The organism is Clostridium sp. MF28 (genome assembly GCF_002969175.1).
In the GTDB taxonomy this organism is placed as follows: domain Bacteria; phylum Bacillota; class Clostridia; order Clostridiales; family Clostridiaceae; genus Clostridium; species Clostridium beijerinckii.
The window spans coordinates 237,061-262,467 of the sequence record NZ_CP014331.1 but is presented as its reverse complement, the minus strand read 5'-3'; the positions used below and the strand labels follow the sequence as shown (position 1 = coordinate 262,467).

Annotated in this window: 17 protein-coding genes; 9 read left to right on the top strand and 8 right to left on the bottom strand. The window is 33.6% G+C overall.

Annotated features, from left to right (window positions below):
• Window positions 1-319 precede the first annotated feature (319 nt).
• The 6 genes from AXY43_RS01065 to AXY43_RS01040 all read right to left on the bottom strand — a co-directional run bounded on the left by AXY43_RS01065 (window position 320) and on the right by AXY43_RS01040 (window position 11,950).
• Complete coding sequence (locus tag AXY43_RS01065) at window positions 320-4,471, bottom strand: beta strand repeat-containing protein (RefSeq protein ID WP_243099144.1); 4,152 nt, start codon at window positions 4,469-4,471, stop codon at window positions 320-322.
• A 267-nt stretch (window positions 4,472-4,738) separates the two neighbouring features.
• Window positions 4,739-7,015, bottom strand: coding sequence for a DNRLRE domain-containing protein (locus AXY43_RS01060; protein WP_105410800.1), 2,277 nt, complete (start codon window positions 7,013-7,015; stop codon window positions 4,739-4,741).
• A 666-nt stretch (window positions 7,016-7,681) separates the two neighbouring features.
• A complete protein-coding gene (locus tag AXY43_RS01055) occupies window positions 7,682-9,094 on the bottom strand; it encodes a glycosyltransferase (RefSeq protein WP_105410799.1) in 1,413 nt (470 codons plus the stop codon).
• A 150-nt stretch (window positions 9,095-9,244) separates the two neighbouring features.
• Window positions 9,245-10,303, bottom strand: coding sequence for a glycosyltransferase family 4 protein (locus AXY43_RS01050; protein WP_105410798.1), 1,059 nt, complete (start codon window positions 10,301-10,303; stop codon window positions 9,245-9,247).
• A 114-nt stretch (window positions 10,304-10,417) separates the two neighbouring features.
• Window positions 10,418-10,918 (bottom strand): DUF4489 domain-containing protein, encoded by a 501-nt coding sequence (locus AXY43_RS01045; protein WP_105410797.1) that lies wholly within the window; start codon window positions 10,916-10,918, stop codon window positions 10,418-10,420.
• Window positions 10,919-11,185: 267 nt separating this feature from the next.
• The gene (locus AXY43_RS01040) at window positions 11,186-11,950 is read right to left on the bottom strand and encodes a hypothetical protein (RefSeq protein ID WP_012058794.1); all 765 of its coding nucleotides are present in this window, start codon (window positions 11,948-11,950) and stop codon (window positions 11,186-11,188) included.
• A 172-nt stretch (window positions 11,951-12,122) separates the two neighbouring features.
• Between AXY43_RS01040 and AXY43_RS01035 the strand changes: the two genes are divergently transcribed.
• The 5 genes from AXY43_RS01035 (at window position 12,123) to rfbB (ending at window position 17,880) form a co-directional block, all read left to right on the top strand.
• The gene (locus tag AXY43_RS01035) at window positions 12,123-13,646 is read left to right on the top strand and encodes a coiled-coil domain-containing protein (RefSeq protein WP_105410796.1); all 1,524 of its coding nucleotides are present in this window, start codon (window positions 12,123-12,125) and stop codon (window positions 13,644-13,646) included.
• 86 nt (window positions 13,647-13,732) lie between these two features.
• Window positions 13,733-14,002, top strand: a complete 270-nt coding sequence (locus AXY43_RS01030) for a DUF3343 domain-containing protein (RefSeq protein WP_012058792.1) — start codon at window positions 13,733-13,735, stop codon at window positions 14,000-14,002.
• Between the two features lie 99 nt (window positions 14,003-14,101).
• Entirely contained in the window at window positions 14,102-15,601 is a 1,500-nt protein-coding gene (locus AXY43_RS01025; RefSeq protein WP_105410795.1) for a YncE family protein, read from the top strand.
• A gap of 329 nt (window positions 15,602-15,930) precedes the next feature.
• A complete protein-coding gene (gene rfbD / locus AXY43_RS01015; RefSeq protein ID WP_077856106.1) occupies window positions 15,931-16,812 on the top strand; it encodes a dTDP-4-dehydrorhamnose reductase in 882 nt (293 codons plus the stop codon).
• Between the two features lie 18 nt (window positions 16,813-16,830).
• A complete protein-coding gene (rfbB, locus tag AXY43_RS01010; RefSeq protein ID WP_077856107.1) occupies window positions 16,831-17,880 on the top strand; it encodes a dTDP-glucose 4,6-dehydratase in 1,050 nt (349 codons plus the stop codon).
• 203 nt (window positions 17,881-18,083) lie between these two features.
• Here rfbB and AXY43_RS01005 read toward each other — a convergent pair whose 3' ends face one another.
• Both AXY43_RS01005 and AXY43_RS01000 read right to left on the bottom strand, forming a co-directional pair.
• A complete protein-coding gene (locus AXY43_RS01005; protein WP_105410794.1) occupies window positions 18,084-19,226 on the bottom strand; it encodes a DNRLRE domain-containing protein in 1,143 nt (380 codons plus the stop codon).
• A gap of 201 nt (window positions 19,227-19,427) precedes the next feature.
• Window positions 19,428-20,216, bottom strand: a complete 789-nt coding sequence (locus AXY43_RS01000; RefSeq protein ID WP_105410793.1) for an HAD family hydrolase — start codon at window positions 20,214-20,216, stop codon at window positions 19,428-19,430.
• 253 nt (window positions 20,217-20,469) lie between these two features.
• Here AXY43_RS01000 and lexA point away from each other — a divergent pair, with 253 nt between their 5' ends.
• The 4 genes from lexA (at window position 20,470) to AXY43_RS00980 (ending at window position 25,342) form a co-directional block, all read left to right on the top strand.
• On the top strand, window positions 20,470-22,008 hold the full coding sequence (gene lexA / locus AXY43_RS00995) for a transcriptional repressor LexA (protein ID WP_105410792.1): 1,539 nt from the start codon (window positions 20,470-20,472) through the stop codon (window positions 22,006-22,008).
• 197 nt (window positions 22,009-22,205) lie between these two features.
• Complete coding sequence (locus AXY43_RS00990) at window positions 22,206-22,841, top strand: ABC transporter ATP-binding protein (RefSeq protein ID WP_105410791.1); 636 nt, start codon at window positions 22,206-22,208, stop codon at window positions 22,839-22,841.
• Window positions 22,834-23,613 carry an ABC transporter permease gene (locus AXY43_RS00985; protein ID WP_105410790.1) on the top strand — a complete coding sequence of 260 codons (780 nt, stop codon included), beginning with the start codon at window positions 22,834-22,836 and terminating at the stop codon, window positions 23,611-23,613. The genes AXY43_RS00990 and AXY43_RS00985 overlap by 8 nt, the downstream gene beginning before the upstream one ends.
• Window positions 23,614-23,881: 268 nt before the next feature.
• On the top strand, window positions 23,882-25,342 hold the full coding sequence (locus AXY43_RS00980) for an NADP-dependent glyceraldehyde-3-phosphate dehydrogenase (RefSeq protein WP_017211594.1): 1,461 nt from the start codon (window positions 23,882-23,884) through the stop codon (window positions 25,340-25,342).
• Window positions 25,343-25,407 lie beyond the last annotated feature (65 nt).

Genomic DNA, 25,407 nt, shown 5'->3' with positions numbered 1-25,407 from the left:
CCGGTAGCTCCGGTTGCTCCGGTGTCTCCAGTAGGTCCGGTAATTCCAGTCGTACCTGTAGGTCCTGTGACTCCGGTATCGCCAGTAGGACCGGTAATTCCAGTATCTCCTGTAGTTCCTGTTGTTCCTGTGTCTCCAGTAGGGCCGGTTATTCCAGTAGCTCCAGTTACTCCAGTGTCACCGGTAGATCCTGTTGTTCCTGTGTCTCCAGTAGGACCGGTAATTCCAGTATCACCAGTATATCCTGTTACACCAGTAGATCCGGTTGCTCCAGTATCTCCAGTAGGGCCAGTTGCTCCAGTGTCACCTGTAGGTCCTGTTACACCAGTATCGCCAGTAGGTCCAGTAACTCCAGTGCCTCCAGTAGGACCGGTAACTCCAGTATCACCTGTAGCCCAGTTACTCCGGTGTCGCCTGTAGGTCCTGTTGCTCCAGTGTCTCCAGTAGGCCCGGTAATTCCTGTGTCACCAGTAGGTCCTGTTACTCCAGTATCACCAGTAGATCCTGTTGCTCCAGTGTCTCCAGTAGATCCTGTTACACCAGTATCACCTGTAGCTCCAGTAACTCCAGTGTCTCCAGTAGGTCCTGTTACTCCGGTATCGCCTGTAGGGCCGGTAATTCCAGTCGCACCAGTAGATCCTGTTACTCCAGTATCACCAGTAGGTCCTGTTACTCCTGTGTCACCAGTAGATCCGGTAACTCCGGTATCGCCTGTAGATCCTGTTGCTCCGGTGTCACCTGTAGGTCCTGTGACTCCGGTATTGCCTGTAGGACCGGTAACTCCAGTATCACCTGTAGATCCTGTTGCTCCAGTATCTCCAGTAGGGCCAGTTGCTCCAGTGTCACCTGTAGCTCCTGTTACTCCAGTATCGCCAGTAGGACCGGTAACTCCAGTATCACCTGTAGGTCCAGTTACTCCAGTGTCTCCAGTAGATCCTGTTACACCAGTATCGCCAGTAGGACCGGTAACTCCAGTATCACCAGTAGATCCTGTTACTCCTGTGTTTCCAGTAGATCCTGTTACTCCGGTATCGCCAGTAGGACCGGTAATTCCAGTATCTCCAGTAGATCCGGTAACTCCTGTATCGCCTGTAGGTCCTGTTGCTCCAGTATCACCTGTAGGTCCAGTAACTCCAGTGTCTCCAGTAGGGCCGGTAATTCCAGTATCACCAGTAGGTCCTGTTACTCCAGTATCGCCAGTAGATCCCGTAATTCCAGTTGCTCCAGTAGTTCCTGTTACTCCAGTATCACCTGTAGTTCCAGTTGCTCCTGTGTCTCCAGTAGAGCCTGTTACACCAGTGTCACCTGTAGTTCCAGTTACTCCGGTATCGCCTGTAGGACCGGTAACTCCAGTATCACCTGTAGCTCCAGTTACACCAGTGTCGCCAGTAGGTCCAGTAACTCCTGTGTCGCCTGTAGGTCCAGTAACTCCGGTGTCACCTGTAGTTCCTGTTACTCCAGTGTCTCCAGTAGGGCCGGTAACTCCAGTATCGCCTGTAGGTCCTGTTGCTCCAGTATCACCTGTAGGTCCAGTAACTCCAGTGTCTCCAGTAGATCCGGTAACTCCAGTATCGCCAGTAGGACCGGTAATTCCAGTATCACCTGTAGGTCCAGTTACTCCTGTGTCTCCAGTAGGTCCGGTAATTCCAGTATCTCCGGTAGCTCCGGTAACTCCTGTATCGCCTGTAGGTCCGGTTGCTCCAGTATCACCAGTAGATCCTGTTGCTCCAGTGTCTCCAGTAGATCCGGTTACTCCTGTGTCTCCAATAGATCCTGTTACACCAGTATCACCTGTAGTTCCTGTTACTCCAGTGTCGCCGGTAGATCCAGTGGAACCTGTAATTCCGGTAGCTCCGGTTGCGCCAGTAGATCCTGTAGAACCTGTAACTCCAGTGACTCCAGTATCTCCAGTAGGTCCTGTTGCTCCTGTGTCTCCAGTAGGACCTGTTACACCTGTGATTCCAGTAGCTCCGGTTACACCTGTAGATCCTGTAACTCCAGTAGCTCCGGTTACTCCAGTGTCACCGGTAGATCCTGTTGTTCCTGTGTCTCCAGTAGGTCCGGTTATTCCAGTCGCACCAGTAGATCCTGTTACTCCAGTAGATCCAGTAACTCCAGTGCCGCCGGTAGATCCAGTGGAACCTGTAATTCCGGTAGCTCCGGTTGCGCCAGTAGATCCTGTGGAACCTGTAACTCCAGTAGCTCCAGTTACGCCAGTAGATCCTGTAGAACCTGTAACTCCAGTAGCTCCGGTTGCGCCAGTAGATCCGGTAGAACCTGTAACTCCGGTAGATCCTGTTGTTCCAGTGTCTCCAGTAGATCCGGTTACTCCTGTGTCTCCAATAGATCCTGTTACACCAGTATCACCTGTAGCTCCAGTTACACCAGTGTCACCTGTAGTTCCAGTTACTCCGGTATCGCCTGTAGTTCCAGTTACTCCGGTATCGCCTGTAGGACCAGTTACTCCGGTATCGCCTGTAGGACCGGTAACTCCAGTATCGCCAGTAGGTCCTGTTACTCCTGTGTCACCAGTAGCTCCGGTAACTCCAGTATCTCCAGTAGGTCCTGTTGCTCCAGTGTCACCTGTAGGTCCTGTTACTCCAGTATCGCCAGTAGGACCGGTAATTCCAGTATCACCAGTAGATCCGGTAACTCCTGTATCGCCAGTAGATCCTGTTACTCCTGTATCGCCAGTAGATCCTGTTACTCCAGTGTCTCCAGTAGGTCCGGTAATTCCAGTATCACCAGTAGATCCGGTAACTCCTGTATCGCCAGTAGATCCTGTTACTCCAGTGTCTCCAGTAGGTCCGGTAATTCCTGTGTCACCAGTAGGTCCTGTTACTCCAGTATCACCAGTAGCTCCGGTTGCTCCAGTGTCTCCAGTAGATCCTGTTACACCAGTATCACCTGTAGCTCCAGTAACTCCAGTGTCTCCAGTAGGTCCTGTTACTCCAGTGTCTCCAGTAGGTCCGGTAATTCCAGTCGCACCAGTAGAACCTGTGACTCCAGTATCACCTGTAGCTCCAGTGTCTCCAGTGTCTCCAGTAGATCCGGTGGAACCTGTAATTCCGGTTACTCCAGTGTCACCTGTAGTTCCTGTTACTCCTGTGTCTCCAGTAGGACCTGTTACACCTGTGATTCCAGTAGCTCCGGTTACACCTGTAGTTCCTGTTACTCCAGTATCGCCAGTAGATCCAGTAACTCCAGTGCCGCCGGTAGATCCAGTGGAACCTGTAATTCCGGTAGCTCCAGTTACTCCTGTGTCGCCTGTAGGTCCAGTAACTCCGGTGTCTCCAGTAGGTCCTGTTACTCCAGTATCACCTGTAGATCCAGTAACTCCAGTATCACCTGTAGGTCCGGTAATTCCAGTCGCACCAGTAGATCCTGTTACACCAGTATCGCCAGTAACTCCGGTGTCTCCAGTAGGTCCTGTAATTCCAGTCGCACCAGTAGAACCTGTGACTCCAGTATCACCTGTAGCTCCTGTTACACCAGTATCGCCTGTAGATCCAGTAACTCCAGTATCACCAGTAGATCCTGTTACTCCGGTATCGCCTGTAGGTCCGGTAATTCCAGTCGCACCAGTAGATCCGGTAGAACCTGTAACTCCGGTAGATCCTGTTGTTCCAGTGTCTCCAGTAGATCCGGTTACTCCTGTGTCTCCAATAGATCCTGTTACACCAGTATCACCTGTAGCTCCAGTTACACCAGTGTCACCTGTAGTTCCAGTTACTCCGGTATCGCCTGTAGGACCGGTAACTCCAGTATCACCTGTAGCTCCAGTTACACCAGTGTCGCCAGTAGGTCCAGTAACTCCTGTGTCACCTGTAGTTCCTGTTACTCCAGTGTCTCCAGTAGGGCCGGTAATTCCAGTATCACCAGTAGGTCCGGTTGCTCCGGTGTCACCTGTAGGCCCAGTAGATCCTGTTGCACCTGATGAAAATTCTATGCTAAGGAATGGTCTTTGAGTTTCAACTGCCCACTCTTTTGAGAAATAGCCTATAATAGTGTCAATTATATTTTCGATACCAGTTAATGTTAAACCAAAATTTGTTGCTGGGTTATTTACCCAATCAATCACTAAATTAGTTATATTAATACTTATATACATACCGACATCTGCATCAGTAACATTTGTAGAATAAATTGTTGGATTTATTGCTGGCGCATTATTCCACGTAACTGTATCTTCAGAAAAATCGCTTGCATTTGTAAATACGCTGACGGTTTGTGGGGATAAAACAGCATCAGGTAAATCTTTTCTAAAAACGAATAAATTTAAGGAAGCATTTGTTATAGTACTTCCGAATGGAAGAGACCCAGTTAAATTAAATTTTAATAAACTTCTAAATAGATCATTAGGCTGAACAAATCTCCCTGTAAATAAAAGACTCGAAAATCCAAAGTTCGTGTTTGGATTTAACAATGATATATAAGCATCTGCAATAGGGACAAGAATTGCAGTAGGCATTGTGTCATCTCCTTAATTTCTTTATTTTTTCCTAGATAAAAAAAGATACATCACTAATAATATACGGAAAATTGTAAAGTCTTGGCACAATATAATGCAATTATGTATATAAAAATGGAACAAATTTTAAATTTTATGTACTATAGAATAGATAAAAAAATCAATATTTCTCTATACTGAAACTTTAAATAAATAATGAATGCTATGAAAATGTACTTGATTTTATATCAAAGCCCTCTGATTTTAACAGAGGGCCAATCTTATATTCTAATCCAATTTTTTAATGGTTAATTGAGAGCCAACTCCTGGAGCCAATGTCATTACTAAAGGAGTTGCTGAGTTATTTCTTAAAGTGATGACATCTCCGGCAGCAAGAGTTAATATAGCGCTTCCGAATAATTCACCAGTAGCAACTAAAGCTGTTATAGGAGTAGATGCATCAACAGTACCATTTACAGCAATTGCAATTTGTGCACCAACACCTGCTGTTATACTTACACCATAATTTATTTCATAAGTGCCAGCACTTGCTACGGTAATAGTAGTGGTACCTGGTGTATGAGTTATACCACTTAACGGTCCATTGTTAGAGAATGGAACGTCTGCACCACCAACAACAGTTGAATCGGCTATTGTTGCAAGTTCATATACATAGCCATCAGCAGCTAGACCTGCACCTGTAGCTCCAGTAGGTCCAGTTACTCCAGTGTCGCCAGTAGGTCCGGTCACACCTGTATCACCAGTAGGTCCAGTTACACCGGTATTACCTGTTGGTCCTGTTGCTCCAGCGTCACCTGTTGGTCCGGTCACACCTGTAGATCCTGTTGCTCCAGTGTCTCCAGTAGGTCCAGTTACACCTGTATCACCTGTTGGTCCTGTTGGTCCTGTTGCTCCAGTGTCGCCAGTAGGTCCAGTAACTCCAGTGTCTCCAGTAGGGCCGGTTAGTCCAGTAGGTCCAGTTACACCAGTATCACCTGTAGGTCCGGTTACACCAGTATCGCCAGTAGGTCCGGTAACTCCAGTATCACCAGTAGGTCCGGTTACACCAGTATCACCAGTAGGTCCGGTTACACCAGTATCGCCTGTAGGTCCGGTTACACCAGTATCACCAGTAGGTCCGGTTACACCAGTATCGCCAGTAGGTCCAGTAACGCCTGTATCACCTGTAGGTCCGGTTACGCCTGTATCACCAGTAGGTCCGGTTACACCAGTATCGCCTGTAGGTCCGGTAACTCCAGTATCACCTGTAGGTCCGGTTACACCAGTATCGCCAGTAGGTCCAGTAACGCCTGTATCACCTGTAGGTCCGGTAACTCCAGTATCGCCTGTAGGTCCGGTTACTCCAGTATCACCTGTAGGTCCGGTTACACCAGTATCACCTGTAGCTCCGGTAACTCCAGTATCACCAGTAGGTCCGGTAACTCCAGTATCGCCAGTAGGTCCAGTATCGCCTGTAGGTCCAGTAACTCCTGTATCACCTGTAGGTCCGGTTACGCCTGTATCACCTGTAGGTCCGGTAACTCCAGTATCACCTGTAGGTCCAGTAACTCCAGTATCACCTGTAGGTCCGGTAACTCCAGTATCGCCTGTAGGTCCGGTTACTCCAGTATCGCCAGTAGGTCCGGTAACTCCAGTATCGCCTGTAGGTCCGGTTACACCAGTATCACCTGTAGCTCCGGTAACTCCAGTATCGCCAGTAGGTCCAGTAACTCCAGTATCGCCTGTAGGTCCGGTAACTCCAGTATCACCTGTAGGTCCGGTAACTCCAGTATCGCCTGTAGGTCCGGTTACACCAGTATCGCCAGTAGGTCCAGTAACGCCTGTATCACCTGTAGGTCCGGTTACGCCTGTATCACCAGTAGGTCCGGTTACACCAGTATCACCTGTAGCTCCGGTGGCGCCAGTAACTGCGCTGCCAGTATTTCCTGCAGGTCCAGTTTCTCCAGTGGCACCTGTAGCTCCGGTAGGGCCGGTAGGGCCTGTAGCACCAGTAGCGCCAGTTCCTCCAGATGAGAATTCTATGCTAAGGAATGGTCTTTGTGTTTCAATTGCCCACTCTTTTGAGAAGTAACCTATAATTGTATCAATTACATTTTCAATACCAGTTAATGTTACACCAAAATTTGTTGCTGGGTTGTTTGCCCAATCTATTACTAAATTAGTTATATCAATACTTATATACCTACCAACATCTGCATCAGTTACATTTATAGAATAAATTGTCGGATTTATTGCCGGTGCATTATTCCACGTAACTGTATTTTCAGAAAAGTCGCTTGCATTTGTAAATACGCTGACAGTCTGTGGAGACAAAACAGCATCAGGAAGATCTTTTCTAAAAACAAATAAATTTAAAGAAGCATTTGCTATAGAACTTCCGGATGGAACAGAACCAGTTAAATCAAATTTTAATAAACTTCTAAATAGGTCATTAGGCTGAACAAATCTTCCTGTAAATAAAAGACTTGAGAATCCAAAGTTCGTGTTTGGATTTAACAATGATATATATGCATCCGCAATTGGACTAAGAATTACACTAGGCATTTTGTCATCTCCTTAATTTTCTTTTGTTTTCAAATGACTTAACTATTATTATAGTTATCTAATATAATATATGTTGAATCATTAAAGCTGCTACAATTATGATAAATGACTATAATATTCAGATTATTATTATCACTTTTATTTTATAAGTGTTATATATGGACAGTTTAATCTATAATTTTCTTAGATTAAATATACTTAAAATAAATGCTTTAAATCCTCATGTTCTTCAAACCCGCATGTTTCCTATAAATATTTATATATTTTTATATTTAAATATTAAAATATGTTTATATAAAACCAGATACCTATAAATATATATTTCTATATAAATATTTTTCTATGTATTGATTCTAGTATAGTTTTACGGACACATTCCTGAAATAAATTATAATTAAAGTAAGAGAGCCGTATCCGAATGAGAGGGAAGATAAAAAAGATGTTGAAGAAATTTCTAAATTAAGAAAATAAAATAAAAAAATCAAAATGGAATTTGTGCGGAAATTTCCAATTTAGCTTGTCACTCAAAAAGCGGTGGCATGCTAAATTGGATGCAACTTACAGCTTAGGGACTTCAGATATATTTCTATATTTTTTCGGAATACTACAACCATTGAGGTTGCAAAAACATTTATTATTTTGATAGGTTACCACATAAATCTGAATTCAGATTTTGGTATCTATAAAAGTATTGTTTTGAAATTTCGCTACATACTGGTAGGACATAAAAAAGCCTTTCATATTGCTTCCAACAATATCACATATTTGATCTAAAAAATTATCATCTTCTTGTGATATTTCTCTAGAGTAATGAAATATATATGGATTTATATATCCACATTCCTCGAATATTTTTTGTATATCTGGTAATGTGAAAAATTTTGTGCACTTTGGATTTAATATGGAATCGTGATTATAGATAAAAGTTCCCTTTAATAAACCTTTTATAACAGAATAATGCATTAAATTTGGTATTGTGGCAATTATATATCCATCAGGCTTTAAATATTTTTTTAACTCAGTTAGTAATTTCCATGGATCCTTACTAAATTGAAGTTTATTCCCAATAATTATATAATCAAAAAAGTTAGTTTTGCTTTCTTTGAAGTTCATAGTATAGTTTTCTTCAAAATCCCCAGTCATTGTTTCTATTATTTTTTCACATATTTTGGCTACATTTCTATTTGGCTCTATACCATACAGCATTGCATTAGGATATATATATTTTAATTTAAGTAGGGTAGACCCCAGACCACAATTAAATTCAAGAATATTTAATTTTTTTTCTATTGGTTCATTTATACGGTTTATAATATCAAACTTTAATAAACTTTCTGAATTAGAATTGAAGCCCCATTTTTCTTCAAACTTATGAGCATTTGTTTTTAGAATATTATTAAATTTAGCATAATCACTCTTAAAAGATGTGCTTCCAAAATGGTGTATGAAACTATCATTACAAACCATGAGTTTATATCCGGCCTCCACAATTCTCGTGCATAAATCATCATCTTCAAAATTTCCAGGAGTAAACCGCTCATCAAAGGTTCCGACTTTATTAATAACTTCTCTTTTAATTAACATGCAGAAGGCTACCAATCTTGATTTTTCTTCCCACATCTCTGAATTAGAAATATTGTTTTTATCTGCAAAATCTATCATATCTTCTATATCTGTATATGGAACATTTATTGCCTGATAGTTGGAACAATTATTAGTAATTGCGGCCACAGCACCAATTTTTTCATTGCTGTATAGGCAGGCTTTAAGGTTATCAAGCCATCTTGGTGTGACTTTTGTATCATTGTTTAAAACTAAAATATCATTATCTTTTTCAGCTGCATTTATTCCAAGATTACAGCCTTTTGGAAAGCCCAAGTTCTCATCATTTAAAATTAGTTTAATATCAGTTTGTTCTTTAAGCCATTCTCTAGTTCCATCACTAGAATTGTTATCTACAATGATTATTTCATAAGTGCCTAAAGTAGTATATTTTCTTATACTTTCAAGACATATTTGATTATAATTAATATTATTATAGGTTAGGATTATTATTGAAGTTTTTTTGTTTTGAAACATTATTTTAATATCTCCTGTAATAGATTAATATAGTAATTGTTTATTTATAAACAACAATACTTAAAATCATACTAGTCCTTTATTGTATTTTATGAAAATTAACAAAAAGCGTGAAAAATAGAGCTTAAAATATCTTGATCTTGCCATATTCTAAAAGAAAGAGTTTATTTTTTCGCAGATTTTTATCCACTCAAAGTTATCTCGTGTATTAATTTGAATATCATTGCACACCTGTTCAAGTAGTTTTTTGTTTGAGCATGTTGAAATCAATTTCTTTGAAAGTTCCTCAAAGTTATTTATTTGAAAGATATCCCCGTATTTTTTATCATCTGTAATATCTATTGCTCCCTCTACATCAGAGGATATAATATAATTTCCATTAAAAGCAGCTTCACCAAACACTTGAGCAAAAGCCTCAACCCTTGAAGTCAAACAAAATACTTTTGACTTTTTGTATTCTTCCATGAGCAACTTTCTATCATAAATAGGTCCTGTAAAAATAACTCTGCCTTGTAACTTAGGATAGTACTTATACAAGTAGTTATTAATATATTCATTAAAGCCTGGTTCAATGGTTCCTACTAATTTTAATTTCCAGTCAGGAAGTTTTTCTGACGCTATTTTAAAGGCTTCCATTATAATTTCAGTAGCTTTTTCATAAGAACCTAGCCTGCCAACTGTTAATATGATATTTTCCTTATCCTTGTAATCTATCAATGGACTATCAAAAAAATCATAAAATCCATTAGGTATATGCTCAACCTTTATAGGCCAAGTATCATCAATTATTTTTTTTAGATTTTTAGATTCTACGGAAACCAAACTGTTATTACTTAACAAATTAATGCTTCGATTATTAAAAGTTATTCTATTTAGCCAATATCTATTTAAATCTAGTTTTAAATAAATCTTGCCATTGGGATTTACTGATTTAAATCTTTCTATCATATTTAAATTAAAGTCATATAAGCCAATAAACATAAGGACATCGGTTTTTTGCAATAAGGATGTCACTGAAGCTTCATCGTCCATAAAATTAAGAGTAATGTTTTTTGTAAGTTTTTCATCATAATGTTCTTCATTTTTGCCACATAAAATAGAAACCTCATAATTTAAATGCTTTTGAAAGACATAAGGGATTAAACCTACATCTTTTGTAAGATGAAAATTTTGAAGTCCAGGCCAATATAAAGTAAAATATTTTTTCATGGTTCCTCCTATTTTTTTATATAGAAAAACTCAAGGCATTAACCTCGAGTTTAAACTATTTTTAATTCTAGATTTTACAACTAATTAAAGAATAATTTACGTTAGATTTTACTATTAGCAGCATGAACTTGATCCACAAGTTGCTATTGCACCTAAAGTTGCATTATTAATACTTAAAGTACCAACAGTAACTGCACTAGTAACTGTTGCAGATACAGTATAAGTGCAACATTCATCACAGCAGAAATCTCCACAGTCACAAACAAAGAAAGAGAATGTTTGTGAACTTAATAATGCTACTAAGTTAAAAGTGTATGCAGGTCCAACTGGGATTGGAGTAGATTGATTTCTACAAACTTTAAATACTTGGAAATTTATTGTTCCTGTGAATGCAACAGAAGCAACAAGATTGCTTGTAAATTCTAATTTCACACAAGGGTTTTTTAAACATTCAGTGTTTACAGTAAGAGCAGTAAGAGGAAAAGATGTTCCCAATACTGTAGCTGCTGGAACTGTTACTGAACCGGCTTGACTACATTTTATAACTGTTGGACATAAATCTTTTTCTTTCTTGCAATTATCATGATTATCATGACATTTTGACATTGAATTCATAAATAGAATCCTCCTTTTAATTTAGATAAATTTTTATAAAAATTTCTATATGGATAATTTAGAGTTCTTTGGTTCTTCTACTATAATATATGAACTTTATCAAAGAAGGTGATGATAATACTTGAATTTTATAATTGAATATAATAATTCAATAAAAGGATATCATCACATCTTTATATCTATTTTTAGCAAAAGACCTCAATCTATTTATCTACAGAAATTCTAATAATCCTTGTAATTATAATGTTAATTATTTTGTTAATAATACTATTGATCATTATCATCACAGTCTGAGAATAATGGCTCTAAGTTTTGATCAGGATAGAATTTAGGAATTGGAGCCTTTTCAAATCTCTCACATGGGTCTTCCTCTGGTTCCTCTTCACATGGTTCTTTTGGAACAGGGCAATAATCATAAGCTGGTATAAGAAGTTGAACAATAAGCTCACATTTTACAACAATATAGTAACCTAAAGTTATATCTAAAACGTCGTTTCCTTCTTCATCTTCTAATAATTCACCTGCTAAAGCTTGGGCAACCATTTCAAGTTTTATTATATTAGAATCCAAATCAGCTGCATCTTGAACAGGAACAAAGCTAGCAGAAATTTGAGCTATAGATTCAGGGCAATAAAATTTTCCTATTACATCGGTTCTATTAACTTCGAACAGTTCGCTTTGATTTACACCATTTGCATCTATATAATCTGCATAGAAAGTAATTCTATAGGAAATAACTATTTTTTTGAAGCCAGGTCTGCCTGCAAGTGGAATCTTATCCACAGAAATTAATGTTAAATTAAAATCTCTACTACCAATATATCTTTTAGGATCTGTTAGTGGATTGCTTCTTAATTCAGAATCTGTTGTATTTGTGTCAGGACCATCGCCATATACAAGACATCTTTTTATTAGGCATTGATCAAAAATCTTTGGTACTTCAATGCAAACTAATTCAGAAGGATCTGGTAAATGTCCTTGTTTATTTACAAGGCCAGGACGTGGCGAAAATTTCTTGAAGTTAATGGGCATATATTTTCCTCCTCTTCAAAAAGTCTATTGAATATAAGTCTATTCAACATTTACAATACATTATATGAAATTACATTATGCTGGTGATAATAAAAGTTAAATTAAAATAAGTTTTACAAAAAAGCATAATAAACTTCTATTAAAAATATAATTTTATTAAGGAGGGAGTGGCATGAATAGTATATATGTTGATTATACTGATAACATATGGAAATTTTTCCGAAATGATAATAGAGAATTGTGTTATAAAATTATGTATGAAGAAGGAAAATGGACTAAAGAAAATTTGATTAATAATGAAGTATTGGGGTTTGCTGTTTATGTTGAGGGGGATGAAAGAATACATATAGTATACAGCAATATTAAGGGTGAATTGAAATATTGCACAATGAAGGATAAACATTGGGTCGGAAAAACTCTATATCAAATGGATTTTGATGAGTTTCAAATAGAGCATTTAAAGATTGAAATTATTGGAGAAGAAATGCATATATTTTTTTTGCTCATAAGCAATGATGGCAGTGATCACGGTGTGTTAATGCATTGCGCCTGGAATGGAAAAGAGACGAAATTTTTCTCGCTGCAAGATATCGTCTTGGTACCTAACTTAAAGGAATATTATTTAGTAAACACAAATGAACAAAGTGGTCTTGAAGTATTTTTCATCACAGATGAAGGAGATGAAGTCTCACTAAACTATTGTAACTTTGAAAATCGTAAATGGTCTTCTGCTAAAAGACTTTATGGTATTCAAGGAGATGATATATCTTTTGAAGTGTTAAGGGACCAACAACAGGATGTTCATATATTAAACAAATCTAGAGAAGATTTATTGTATTTTATTGATCACGTTTGTATAGATATTAGTGGTAATATACAAGTTTACAGAGTTCGTGAAAGTAATATGAAATTAATCGATCCAATATTATTTATTGGAAATAACGAATTATGTGCCTGTTGGATAGAACAAAATAAGATATTTTATTCATTTTTTAATAATGAGCAATGGGAAAGCCCTATATATTTTGATAAAGGTAATGAATTTACAGTAATGAGATACCATTGTTTTATGCATTATAACAGAGATAATTCCGTTAAATTACTAGAGACTTACGGAACAGATGAACCTGATTTAAATCTATATATTCCAAATAGATTTACTATGAATAATTCATTGAAACATGAGACGAATCAAGTTAATAATGAAATTTCATTTAATGAAAATGAAGAAATTCAAAATTTAAAAATCGAATTATCTAAAGTGAAATTAGAAAAGAAAAATTTGGATAGGAAAATTGATTCATTAAATATGCAATTGCAAAAAAAACAAAGATTCATGGATGATTATGAAGAGAGAATTGCAATAATATTAGAACAAAAACGTAAGACAGATGAGAATTATAATGTATTTATAGAGTTACAACAAAATCTTCAAAAGGAATTTGATGATACAAAAAAGCAGCTGGATGATGCAAAAAAACAGTTGGATGAAGCAAAAGATCAATTACTAAAAGAAAAAGATATTAGGATAAGTATAGAAAAAAAATTATTAGAACTTGAAAATGAAAATCTAATAATTAGACAGAAAGTCATGACAATAAATGAAGAAAAGAATAAATTATATGAAGATCTTGAATTTGAAAGGAATCAATCTATTATGGAACGTTTATTAAGAAAGAAGCCAAGTGGAATATAGAATCACTTCTAAAATTTTAGAACATACAATAAAGTAGAAATATCTTATAAATAATATTAGGATAACACCAGATAGAGGCGATTTATATGAAAGCAGAAAAGTATGATTATATAATGGTATTTACTTGTCATCAGAGAGCACTATATATATATGAGCATTTAACTAAAAGAAATATTAAAACAAAATTAGTTAGTGCTCCTAATAAAATTAATATTAGCTGCACTCAGGCTGTCAAATTCAAAGACATAGATATGGAAATTGTTCAAACAGAATTATATAAGAATAATATTTATCCAACCGCAATGTATAAGATTTTGGGAGAAGGAAAAAATGAAACTTATGAATTAGTTGAATAAGATCTGGTTAAACCAGGTCTTTTCATGTTTTTGTTGCATAATAACGAAGAACAAAGCATAAATTTTAATATAAGGAAATGATGGGGTGACAGCAAACTTATGATTGATAAACTAGAGAAGATGATTTATTATGTATCAAATATAGGCACAGGTAGAGTATCTATTATTGATGGTGATACTTATCGCATTATAAAAGAAGTTGAAATTGGTCCAAGGCCTCAAAATATAGTTATAGACGAAAAAAACAATATATATATAGCTAGTGATAGAAATAATAAAGTTACTCTTATTCATGATTTGTTTAATTCTGATAAAACATGGAATATCCCCAATAATGGTAATATAAAAGTGGATTCCAATAATAAAAAGATATATGCATGCGATACGGAAGAGGTATGCATTTATAATTTAGAAACTAGTGAAAAGATTGGTTCTTTGAAAGGCTTTATAGCGGCAAATTGCTTGGAACTTGATAAATCTAAGAAAAGATTATTTGTATTGGATATTTTACAGAATGAAATTAAGGTATATGATACATCAGATTTTCATTTAATCAATCTATATAAAGAAGTTGGCATTTTACCAAACTATATTATTATAGAAAAAAATGAGAAATGTATCTATATCGCTAACAAAGGAGCAAATAAAGGAAATTATAAAGGAAATGTCTCTATACTTAATCTTGAAAATGGAGATATTTCATATATAAGCCTACAAATAGGTTCTATAATTACAGCTCTAGAGCAGAATGAAACTTTTTTGTATGCAGCTAATAGTGGCTTGCATAGAATTGAAGTTATAGACTTGCTAAAGAAAGAATGCATAACAAATATAAAAACTACGCTTCCCAAAATACAAAGGCTTCGATTGTCTCCAGACAAAAAAATACTCTTAGTAACAAGTCGAAGTGATGATGGGAGAGGAGTAATTGATAGAATTGATACTTCGAATAATAAAATTATAGATACATTTACTTTTGAACAAAATAATAGTCTTCCATATGATATAGGGATAGTAACTAAAAGTAAACTCCAAGCTCAGGAGGAATTTTCTAATTTAACAGATTCAGAAGAAAAATTAAAACAGGAAAATAGCATTACTATAATCGCAAAAAAAGTTCTATCTACTTATCAAGAAAAAATAATTTTCTCTGAAATTTCAATTAGACTACCCTTAAATAAGGATGCAATTATAAACCTAGAATATATTAAATTTAAAAAATGTGAAGTTATAAATGAAACAAAAAATGTAACTATTGTAGATACTCGAAAAGATTATTCAATATTACAATATAATTTTTACATACCATATATCGTGGAGTTTAAAGGTAAGGATGAAGAAAAATATATTGTAGAAGGAAAGATTGAAGGAATGCAGAAAGCAAGGTTATATATCCCGGTTTATGCAGAACAACAAGGAGTAGAGTTTGTAGTAAATTCTTTTGCTACAATAACAAGCAATCCAGTTGTTGCAAATGAAAAAATGAAGTTTGAAGTTAGTGTTTTGATTTCTACAAAAGCAATTGTAGATGAAATGATATCCATACCTATATACAATAACTATAATCTATGGAATATTAGAGGAGAGCAAAAGAATTGAAAATAATGACGAATATATTTGCAGCATTCCTCTAATTTTTACATATCATTATATAATAAAGCTTATTTTATATTCCGTAAGATTTTTCATATTGATTTTTAGTACTTTATGATGAAGCTATATTTAATTATAAAAGTACAGATTTTTATGCACTTTAGTACAGGGAATGGATTAAGAGGAATGATACTAATTAAACGTTGCATAACTTTTATAGAAAGTTATTAAGGTAATTTTATCAGAAAATGATAAAGTTAATGTAGGAATAAATGAAATTTTTTAAGGTAATATCCAGATTATAATATATAGTTAAAAGAGGTGCTTATTTTATAATGAAGATATTAATAACTGGAGCAAAAGGACAGTTAGGTAGAGAGATTACTGAAATAATAAAAATCGGAAGAGCTGATATAGGAGAAATATCGGAGAGTATAAAAGTATCTGAAGTTATTGGCTTTGACGTAGATAGGCTAGATATAACAAATTTAGTCAAGGTTAAAGAGGCACTGAGTTATTTAAAGCCAGAGGTAGTAATAAACTGTGCTGCAGCCACCAATGTTGATAGATGCGAAATTGATGAAGATTTTGCGTTTAGAGTTAACTCAATAGGACCAAGAAATCTTGCTATAGCTTGTGACTCAATAGGCGCTAAACTAGTACAAGTTTCTACCGATTATGTGTTTAACGAAAATACTCATAAGCCATTAAAAGAATATGATTTAGCTTCACCATCTAGTGTATATGGTAAAACTAAATTTCTAGGAGAGCAGTATGTACAGCTATTATGTTCAAAGCATTTTATTGTAAGAACAGCGTGGCTTTATGGTTATGTAGGAAGTAATTTTGTTTATACCATAATGAAACTTTCTAAAGAAAAAAACTATATTAATGTTGTAAATGATCAAATGGGAAATCCTACTTATGCTAATGATTTAGCATATCATATCTTGAAGCTAATAGAAACAGAAGATTATGGAATATATCATTGTACCAATAATGGCGAGTGTACATGGTATGAATTTGCTAAAAGAATTGTTAAATTATCTGGAGAAGAATGTGAAGTAAGACCTTGTACGTCTGAAGAGTATAGGACTCAGGCAAAAAGGCCTAAATATTCGTCTCTCGATAATGCGATGTTAAGAAATACTGTTGGCGATGAAATGAGAGATTGGAAAGATGCAATAGAAGCGTTTATAAGTAAATTAGGCAAGTGAAATGAAGGAGTTGTAGTCATGAAAACTTATTTAGTTACAGGTGGAGCTGGATTTATAGGGTCAAATTTTATTTTATATATGCTAAATAAATACGAAGATATTAATATAATAAATTTAGATAAGTTAACTTATGCAGGGAATTTAGAAAATCTTAAATCAATAGAGAATGATAAAAGATATGAATTTGTTCAAGGAGATATTTGTGATAAAGAATTAGTTGCAATACTTTTTAAGAAATATCATATAAATTATGTTGTCCATTTTGCAGCAGAATCCCATGTTGATAGAAGTATAAAAGAACCTGAAGTATTTGCGAAAACAAATATACTTGGTACTGTTAATATCCTCAATTGCGCAAAAAATGCTTGGGTAAATGATCAAGGATTTGAAGAAGGCGTTAAATTTCTTCAAGTATCAACGGATGAAGTTTATGGTTCCTTAGGCTCTAAAGGCTTTTTTAAAGAGACTACCCCTTTAGATCCTCATAGCCCATATTCTTCAAGCAAGGCAGGGGCAGATTTAATAGTTAAAGCTTATTATGATACGTACAAAATGCCTATAAATATAACAAGGTGCTCAAATAATTATGGACCTTTTCAATTTCCAGAAAAGTTAATTCCTTTATTAATAAATAATTGTTTAAATCATAAGAGACTTCCTGTCTATGGAGATGGAATGAATATAAGAGACTGGCTTTTTGTAGAAGATCATGTAAAAGCTATTGATATGGTAATTAATAATGGCAGGATAGGAGAAATATATAATATTGGTGGTCATAACGAAAGAACTAATATACAAATTGTTAAAACCGTTATTTCTTATATTAACGAAAATGTAGATAAGAATGTAAGTGAAAGCTTAATAAAATATGTTGAGGATAGAAAAGGACATGATAGAAGGTATGGCATAGCGCCAGACAAAATAAAAAAGGAATTGGGGTGGTATCCAGAAACTGCTTTTGAAGTTGGAATAAAACAAACAATAAAGTGGTATCTAGATAATAAAGAGTGGATGAAAAATGTAACCTCTGGTGATTATCAAAAATATTATAAAAACATGTATAAATAATATAATTAATAAAAAGGCTCTAAACTATATTCCTAATGAAGACTGCATGTTTGAGCAAGAACCTTTAATAAGTCTCGTTAAAGATAGACAAGTGTTAATCAATAATAGAGCATATAATTAAAGTTCTTGCTCAAATAATTTTACTATTACCTGAACAAGAACTTTAATTATACAATACATATTGAATGATTTTTTATTGTAGTCTAGTTTACGGGCTCAGCTTTTATGGAACAAATCAATTTCGTTAATGAATTCAAATTTGACGATACTTCTAATAATTGAGAGCTTATAGAGTTCAAATTAGAAAAATCAGGTTTCCCTGTCTTAGTAAATTCATTAATTGTCTCTTTTAGATTCTCAATATTTACACTTAAATTAGGTAATAGAGCTTTTAATTCCAATAGCTGATTATTTAATGATGACATATTTATATTTAACGTTTCAATATCATTTTGTTTTAAATTAGTAGAATCTTCATCTAATGAAGATATTTTATCACCGATATCTGCAACTTTGTTTGATAGGATGTTTATTTCTTGGCCTAAAGATTCACTGTAAGAGTTCAGAGAATTTAGTTTCAAATCTTGATTTACTAAGATCTCCATAACTTTATTAAGCAAATGATTAATTAATGTAACATCTTCTTGATCCTTTACACTATCTCTTTCAACATTTGAAGATTCCTTTGATGCAGAAATATCCTCAGAATTATTAGTCTCAGTCTCCTCATCATCGTAAATATTCTCTTCAACAGGTTCTTCAATATAAGTTTCAATATTAAGTTCTTCCGATAAATCTATATTATTTGTCGAATCTGTATTATATGTTATTATATCTAAATATGGAGGATATTTTGACTCGAATGAAGATAATTTAATAATTGAATTAGAATCCTGATTTTGAGGAAGTAAAAATATATTATAGCTTTCGTTATGTGTTGCTAAAGATCTAATTAATGAAGTAACATTAATTTTTAAATAATGTCCCATATTATATCCATGTACTATATGATTTAATAACTTTGTATAATCCTTTTTGGGCAAGCTCGACCAATCAATAGCAGCTATATCTATATTGCTATAATTACCTAAAATACCAAAGCTAAAGGAATTCTTATAATCTGGTTTAATATCTTGAATAAACAAATATAAATATGCTTTCTTTACAGCGTTAGGATGTAATTCAGATAGTTGAAAGTTTAATAAAGAAATATAGCGATTATTGCCTAGTGACCTATTGTTTATGGACCCAACGAGTAATGAATCATTACTTGAAAAGTTTGTATTCGAATGATATTTATCCAAGTATGTTGAAGTATTGCAAATAGCTTTAATTGAATTTTCCACTTTTACTACTCCTTAAATTTTAAAGGTTTCCTATTATACTATGAAATTTTATATTATTAGGTGCTTTTTGCTTATATACCAATATAAATTTATTTTTTGAATCCTAGTATTTTCCTCCTAAAAGATTTCTTCTACTATGTATATTTAGCGACAGGCTATTTTATACATTTCTTTTAGGAGGAACTAAAAATAAATAATTTTCTATATAATATTGTAGTTTTTTAAAGCATATTTAATTCCATCATCCTCAATATCCTTTGTTACAAATGATACTAATTCAAATAATAATGGAGTACTATTTCCCATAGCAATACTGTTTTTTACATATTTAAGCATAGATAGATCATTTGTACTATCACCAATAGCATATGTGTTTTCGTGATGAATGTCTAAATAATTTATTAAGTATTCTATACCTGATGCTTTAGAAAATCCTAAAGGAACTAATTCATAAAAGCCTTCACCACGATGGATAAATTCAAATAAACTTTTGAATTCGTTATGAAAGCTTTCAAAATCACTATTTTCATTAGTCCAAATTACAAATTTATCAAAGTTAATTTCAGTATCATCAAAAGTTTTACCTTTATAAAATCCTTCCCTTATGTGACGTTCTTTGATTCTAAGAACTTCTTTAGAATGTATATTAGTATCGTAATAAATGTCATTCTTACCCTCTAATATAGCATCGATATTATATTTGCGAAGCTTGGCTACAATTTCTTTTGATAAATCTATTCCAAGATTCCTATGTAGTATTTCTTTATTTTTAAATTCTATGTAAGTTCCACATCCACAAACATAACCATCAAAATTTAGTTCTTTGACACAATCATCTATGCCTATAATTGTTCTCCCTGTATTAATGAAGATTAGATGCCCATTTTCTTGTGCTTTTTTTAGAGCCGCCTTAGCACTGTTAGGGACTGTATAAGTCTTTTCATTAAATAATGTTCCATCAATATCAAAAAATATAATATTGGATTCCATTATGTCACCTTCCTTTTTCGTTTGTATATCCATATTTAAATTGCCTTATTTTACTTTGTTTATTATAACTATTTTATAAGATTAATACAATGTTTGACCAGCTAATTAAAGATTTTTCGATAATCGACAAACAAATTTACGTTACTTCTCTAAACTTTACATACAGCTATTAAGTATAGTATAATTACAAAATAATTAAGAATTCATGTTCGATTTATAAAGTGAAATTCAATGAAAAAAGGAGGGGAGAAATATGGAATTTGGCAAAAAACAAAAAAAGATAATTAATAATAAGCCAAATGGTCATCTATTAATAAAAGGTCCAAAAGGTTCTGGAAAGACTACTGCATTTATACATAAGATTCCATCACTACTTAATAATTACTGTATATCTAAGGATGATAAAATACTTGTCGCAGCTTGTAGCGAAGAATATTCTGATTATTTTTACTCTGTCTATAGAAATATTGAAGGTGAAAAATATCATCAAAATAGCTTCTTTGATGAAGATAATAGTGATAAATTAGAAATAAGGACAATAGATTCTTTAGTCTCTTATTATTTAAATAAATATGTAAAAAATAATAATATAAATCTTACTTTGGCATCTTTTGAAGAACGTGAAGCTGAGCTTAAAGATGCAATACGTATAGTGTCAAAAAGATACGAAAAGAAAAAACCGAATATATTAAATTTAGATCATATTGAATTCATAAAAGACGAGATTAAATGGATTAAATCATGTAATTATTTAAAACTTGAAGAGTATCAATGCGCTAATAGAGTTGGTAGAATTAATAATTTGAACACTGAGATATCTAAAATTCTTAGAAGAAACTCTAAGCAAAGACAAGCTATCTTTGAAGTTTTAGAAGAATATACTAATAACTTAAGAAAACTTAATAAAGTAGATGCTCAAGACATGGAACTTTTAGCTTTAAATGAAGCAAAAAAAGCTCCAATAATTAATTATACCCATATATTCATAGATAATAGCCAGCAACTTACGAAAGTTCAATTAGAATTAGTTAAATCAATATATAATGAAAAATCTTATTCTAGTATAACATTTATTATGGATACTTTTGAAACCGCTATTCCTAATGCTTGGCTTGTTAAGGGACGCCGCTTTTCTAGTTTAGGATATGATATGAAGGGAAAATGTATTTCTTTGAATGAATCTTACAAGGAAATAGAAGTTGAAGATATCGAAAAATTTGGAGATAGCAGTGATAAGTTGATTCAAAAAAATGAGACTAATAAGAATTCATTACAAAGTTCATCTCTTACATTAGGGTCTATAGAATATATAGATTTAAAGAGAAATATATCTCATAGATTTATAAAAGATTCAGGATCAGTAGATGAAATATATGTAGATTATAACAATTTTGAAGAAAAAGTAGACGACGTAGTAAATATTCCTGTATTTAATGAGATTGCAGCGGGTAATCCAATTTTAATTAATGAATATATTGAGGATAGCTACTCATTACCAAAGGATTGGATAAGAACTTCAAAAGATGTTTTTATGCTTAAAGTTAAAGGTGATTCCATGATAAATAAAAATATTTATCATGGAGATTATGTAGTAATAAGTAAGCAGAATATGCCACGTATTAAGGATATTGTTGCTGTTGATATTGAAGGTGAAGCAACGCTTAAGACTTATAAAGTCATTGATGGGAAAATTGCTCTTATACCTGAGAACGACAAATATCAGCCAATTATTATAGAGGATCAACAATTTAACGTTTTAGGTGTAGCTATTGGGCTTATTAAAAATTCATAGATTTAATGAAAAACCTTGTAATTATTGATATAATTGTTACAAGGTTTTTTTATTCTTAAAGAGTGCGAAGCAAAATACGGAACTTAACCACAGTCGCCTGCGATTTTTTATCTATAATAAAGTTTATGTCATCAATCAATTTGAATGATATGTGCGGAAATGATTACAAACGCTATATAATGAGGAAGTGAATTAATATGTTTGAAATTAGAAATATAAAATTTAGAAATATATTAGATATCAAATTTCTGAATATAGATAAACCAATTACATGTGTTGTAGGGCCTTCTGGTAGTGGAAAGACAACTTTACTTCGTATGTTAAACCGTTTAAACGTACCCGATGAAGGAGTTATACTTTATAATAATAAAGATATTTCTAAAATTGATACAATATTATTACGTAGAAATGTAGTTATGCTAGGTCAAACTCCTGTTATTTACAGTGGTAATATAGAAGACAATCTCCAAATTGGATTGGAATTTTCAAAAAGACTTCCTGCATCAAAGAGTAGAATGAAAGAAATTCTTGAAAGAGTGGAACTTAATAAAAAACTCACTGATGGATGTGGTAACCTTTCTGGAGGAGAGAAACAGCGACTATGCCTAGCTAGAGTAATGTTAATGGATGCTGATACATATTTGTTAGACGAGCCTTCAGCTGCACTAGACAAAGATACTGAACAATTTATAATAGATAATTTTTCAAAGTTTGTGTTAGAAAACAATAAGGAACTTATAATGATCACTCATTCAGAGCAAATAGCCCAAAAATATAACAATTCAATAGTTAGGATTGAAAATGGAGAGGTTGTGAAATCTTATTATGAATAATGCAGTAATGAATCTATCAGTCTTCCAACTTTCAATTGCTTATATTTTTGTACTAATAATGCTTATTATTTTTAAATCACGAGGCATCAAAAGAGAAAAACAAATATTGATTGCTTCAACTAGAATGACAATACAACTTACTATAATGGGCTATGTTCTCATGTTCGTATTTAATAATCCAAGTTGGTGGTTAACTTCTTTTATGATTATAATTATGATTTCTTTTGCAATTTATAATTCAATAAAAAGAGTTAAAGTTCAAATGTCAAGGGAATTAAAAAGTATAATTGCTATTTCAATGACCTTTGGAGCTCTTTTGACTGCAGCTTTTTTTATAATAGTCGTTCTTAGTGTTCGGCCATGGTTCAATCCTCAATATTTTATTCCTATTTCAGGTATGATTGTTGGTAACAGCATGACAGGTATTGCACTAGGAGCTAATAAACTATGTAGTGATTTTGAAGATAAAAGAATTGAAATAGAAAATTCGTTAATGCTTGGTGCAAGCCCACTTGATGCCACTAGACAAATTGTTAATAATGCTTTCGACAGCGCCATACTTCCAACTATGAATAATATGCTAACTATGGGAATTGTATCTCTACCAGGAATGATGACTGGACAAATTCTTTCTGGAACATTTCCTATCACTGCAATAAAATATCAAATTGGTATAATGCTTGCTATATTAGGTAGTACTGCTGTATCCACTGTTTTGTTTGTAACTCTTGGATATAGAACATTCTTTACTAAAGATAACAGGCTAAAATAACTAATTTTTATAAGCTTTATATGAAGAGGTATTGGATATTTTTAAAGTTTTAATTAATATGAATTTTAATCTTAAATTTTTCATAAAATTCATAAGAAGTAATTTTTTATATTCCATACTTTATAACAATAAGCCGTATTTCCAAGAATAAAAATATATTAATTATTAAATTTTATTAATTTATCTGGATATAATATAAGAATTAGTATATTATATTATTAAATGATAATTAATATTAATTAGTAAATTGTATTAAAGAGGTGAAGGAATGTTTAATTGTATAAAATGCGAAAATAATAACTTTAAAAATTTAATAAATGGTGAATGGGTTGGTAGTAAAGATAACAAAGTAATTGAAATCTATTCGCCACTTGATAATTCATTAATTGGCACAGTTCCTGCTATGACAAAGGAAGATGTTGATAATGTAATAAGTATTGCAAAAGAGGGCCAAAAAAAATGGAGTAAAGTTCCAATGAGTGAAAGAGCCGAGATTTTATATAAAGCTGCTGATATTTTAGTTGAAAGAACTGATGAAATTGTTGATATTATGGTCAGAGAAATTGGTAAAGACAGAAAGAGCTCAAAGTCTGAAATTCATAGAACAGCAGATTTTATAAGATTCACTGCTGATACAGCTAAGAATATGTCTGGTGAAAGTATACCAGGCGATACTTTCCCTGGATTTAAAAGAAATAAAATCTCAGTTGTAAATAGAGAGCCATTAGGAGTAGTTCTTGCAATATCTCCATTTAATTACCCAATAAACCTATCAGCATCAAAGATAGCGCCTGCAATAATTGTAGGAAACTCATTAGTATTAAAGCCTGCTACTCAAGGTAGCCTATGTGGTTTATACTTAGCAAAAGTTTTTCAAGAAGCAGGAGTACCAAATGGGGTATTAAATACAATCACAGGTAGAGGCAGCGAAATAGGAGATTACGCAGTTACTCATAAAGGCGTAAACTTTATTAATTTCACTGGAAGTACAGACGTTGGTGTTAGAATTTCAAAACTAACTAGCATGGTACCACTTTTAATGGAGTTAGGTGGAAAAGATGCCGCTATAGTTTTAGAAGATGCGGACTTAGAGCTTGCAGCCAATAATATTGTAGCAGGTGGTTACTCATACTCTGGCCAAAGATGTACTGCAGTAAAAAGAATTTTAGTATTAGAAAAAGTTGCTGATAAATTAATTTCTAAAGTTAAAGAGAAAATGAATAAACTTGTGGTCGGAAATCCATTAGATAAAGATGTAGATATTGTACCATTAATTAGTACTAAAGCGGCTGATTATGTTATGGAATTAATAGATGATGCTAAAGATAAAGGTGCAGATCTAATTGTTGGTGGAAATAGAGAAGGTAATTTAATATACCCAACACTTTTTGATAATGTTACTACTGATATGAGGCTTGCATGGGAAGAGCCTTTTGGACCAGTTCTTCCAATAATAAGAGTAAAAGATAAAGATGAAGCTATTGAGATAGCGAATAAATCAGAATACGGACTTCAAAGTGCAGTATTTACAGAAAATATTGATGATGCATTTTATGTAGCTGACAGATTAGAGGTAGGTACAGTACAAGTAAATAATAAAACAGAGAGAGGTCCAGACCATTTCCCATTCCTAGGAGTTAAAGCTTCTGGAATAGGAACTCAAGGAATAAGATATTCAATTGAATCTATGTCTAGACCTAAAGCAACAGTAATAAATTTAGTAAGATAGACACATAAAGTTTCAACAAATTATTAGCTACTTTTAATTATTTGAGATTTGTTGCGTTGATATAA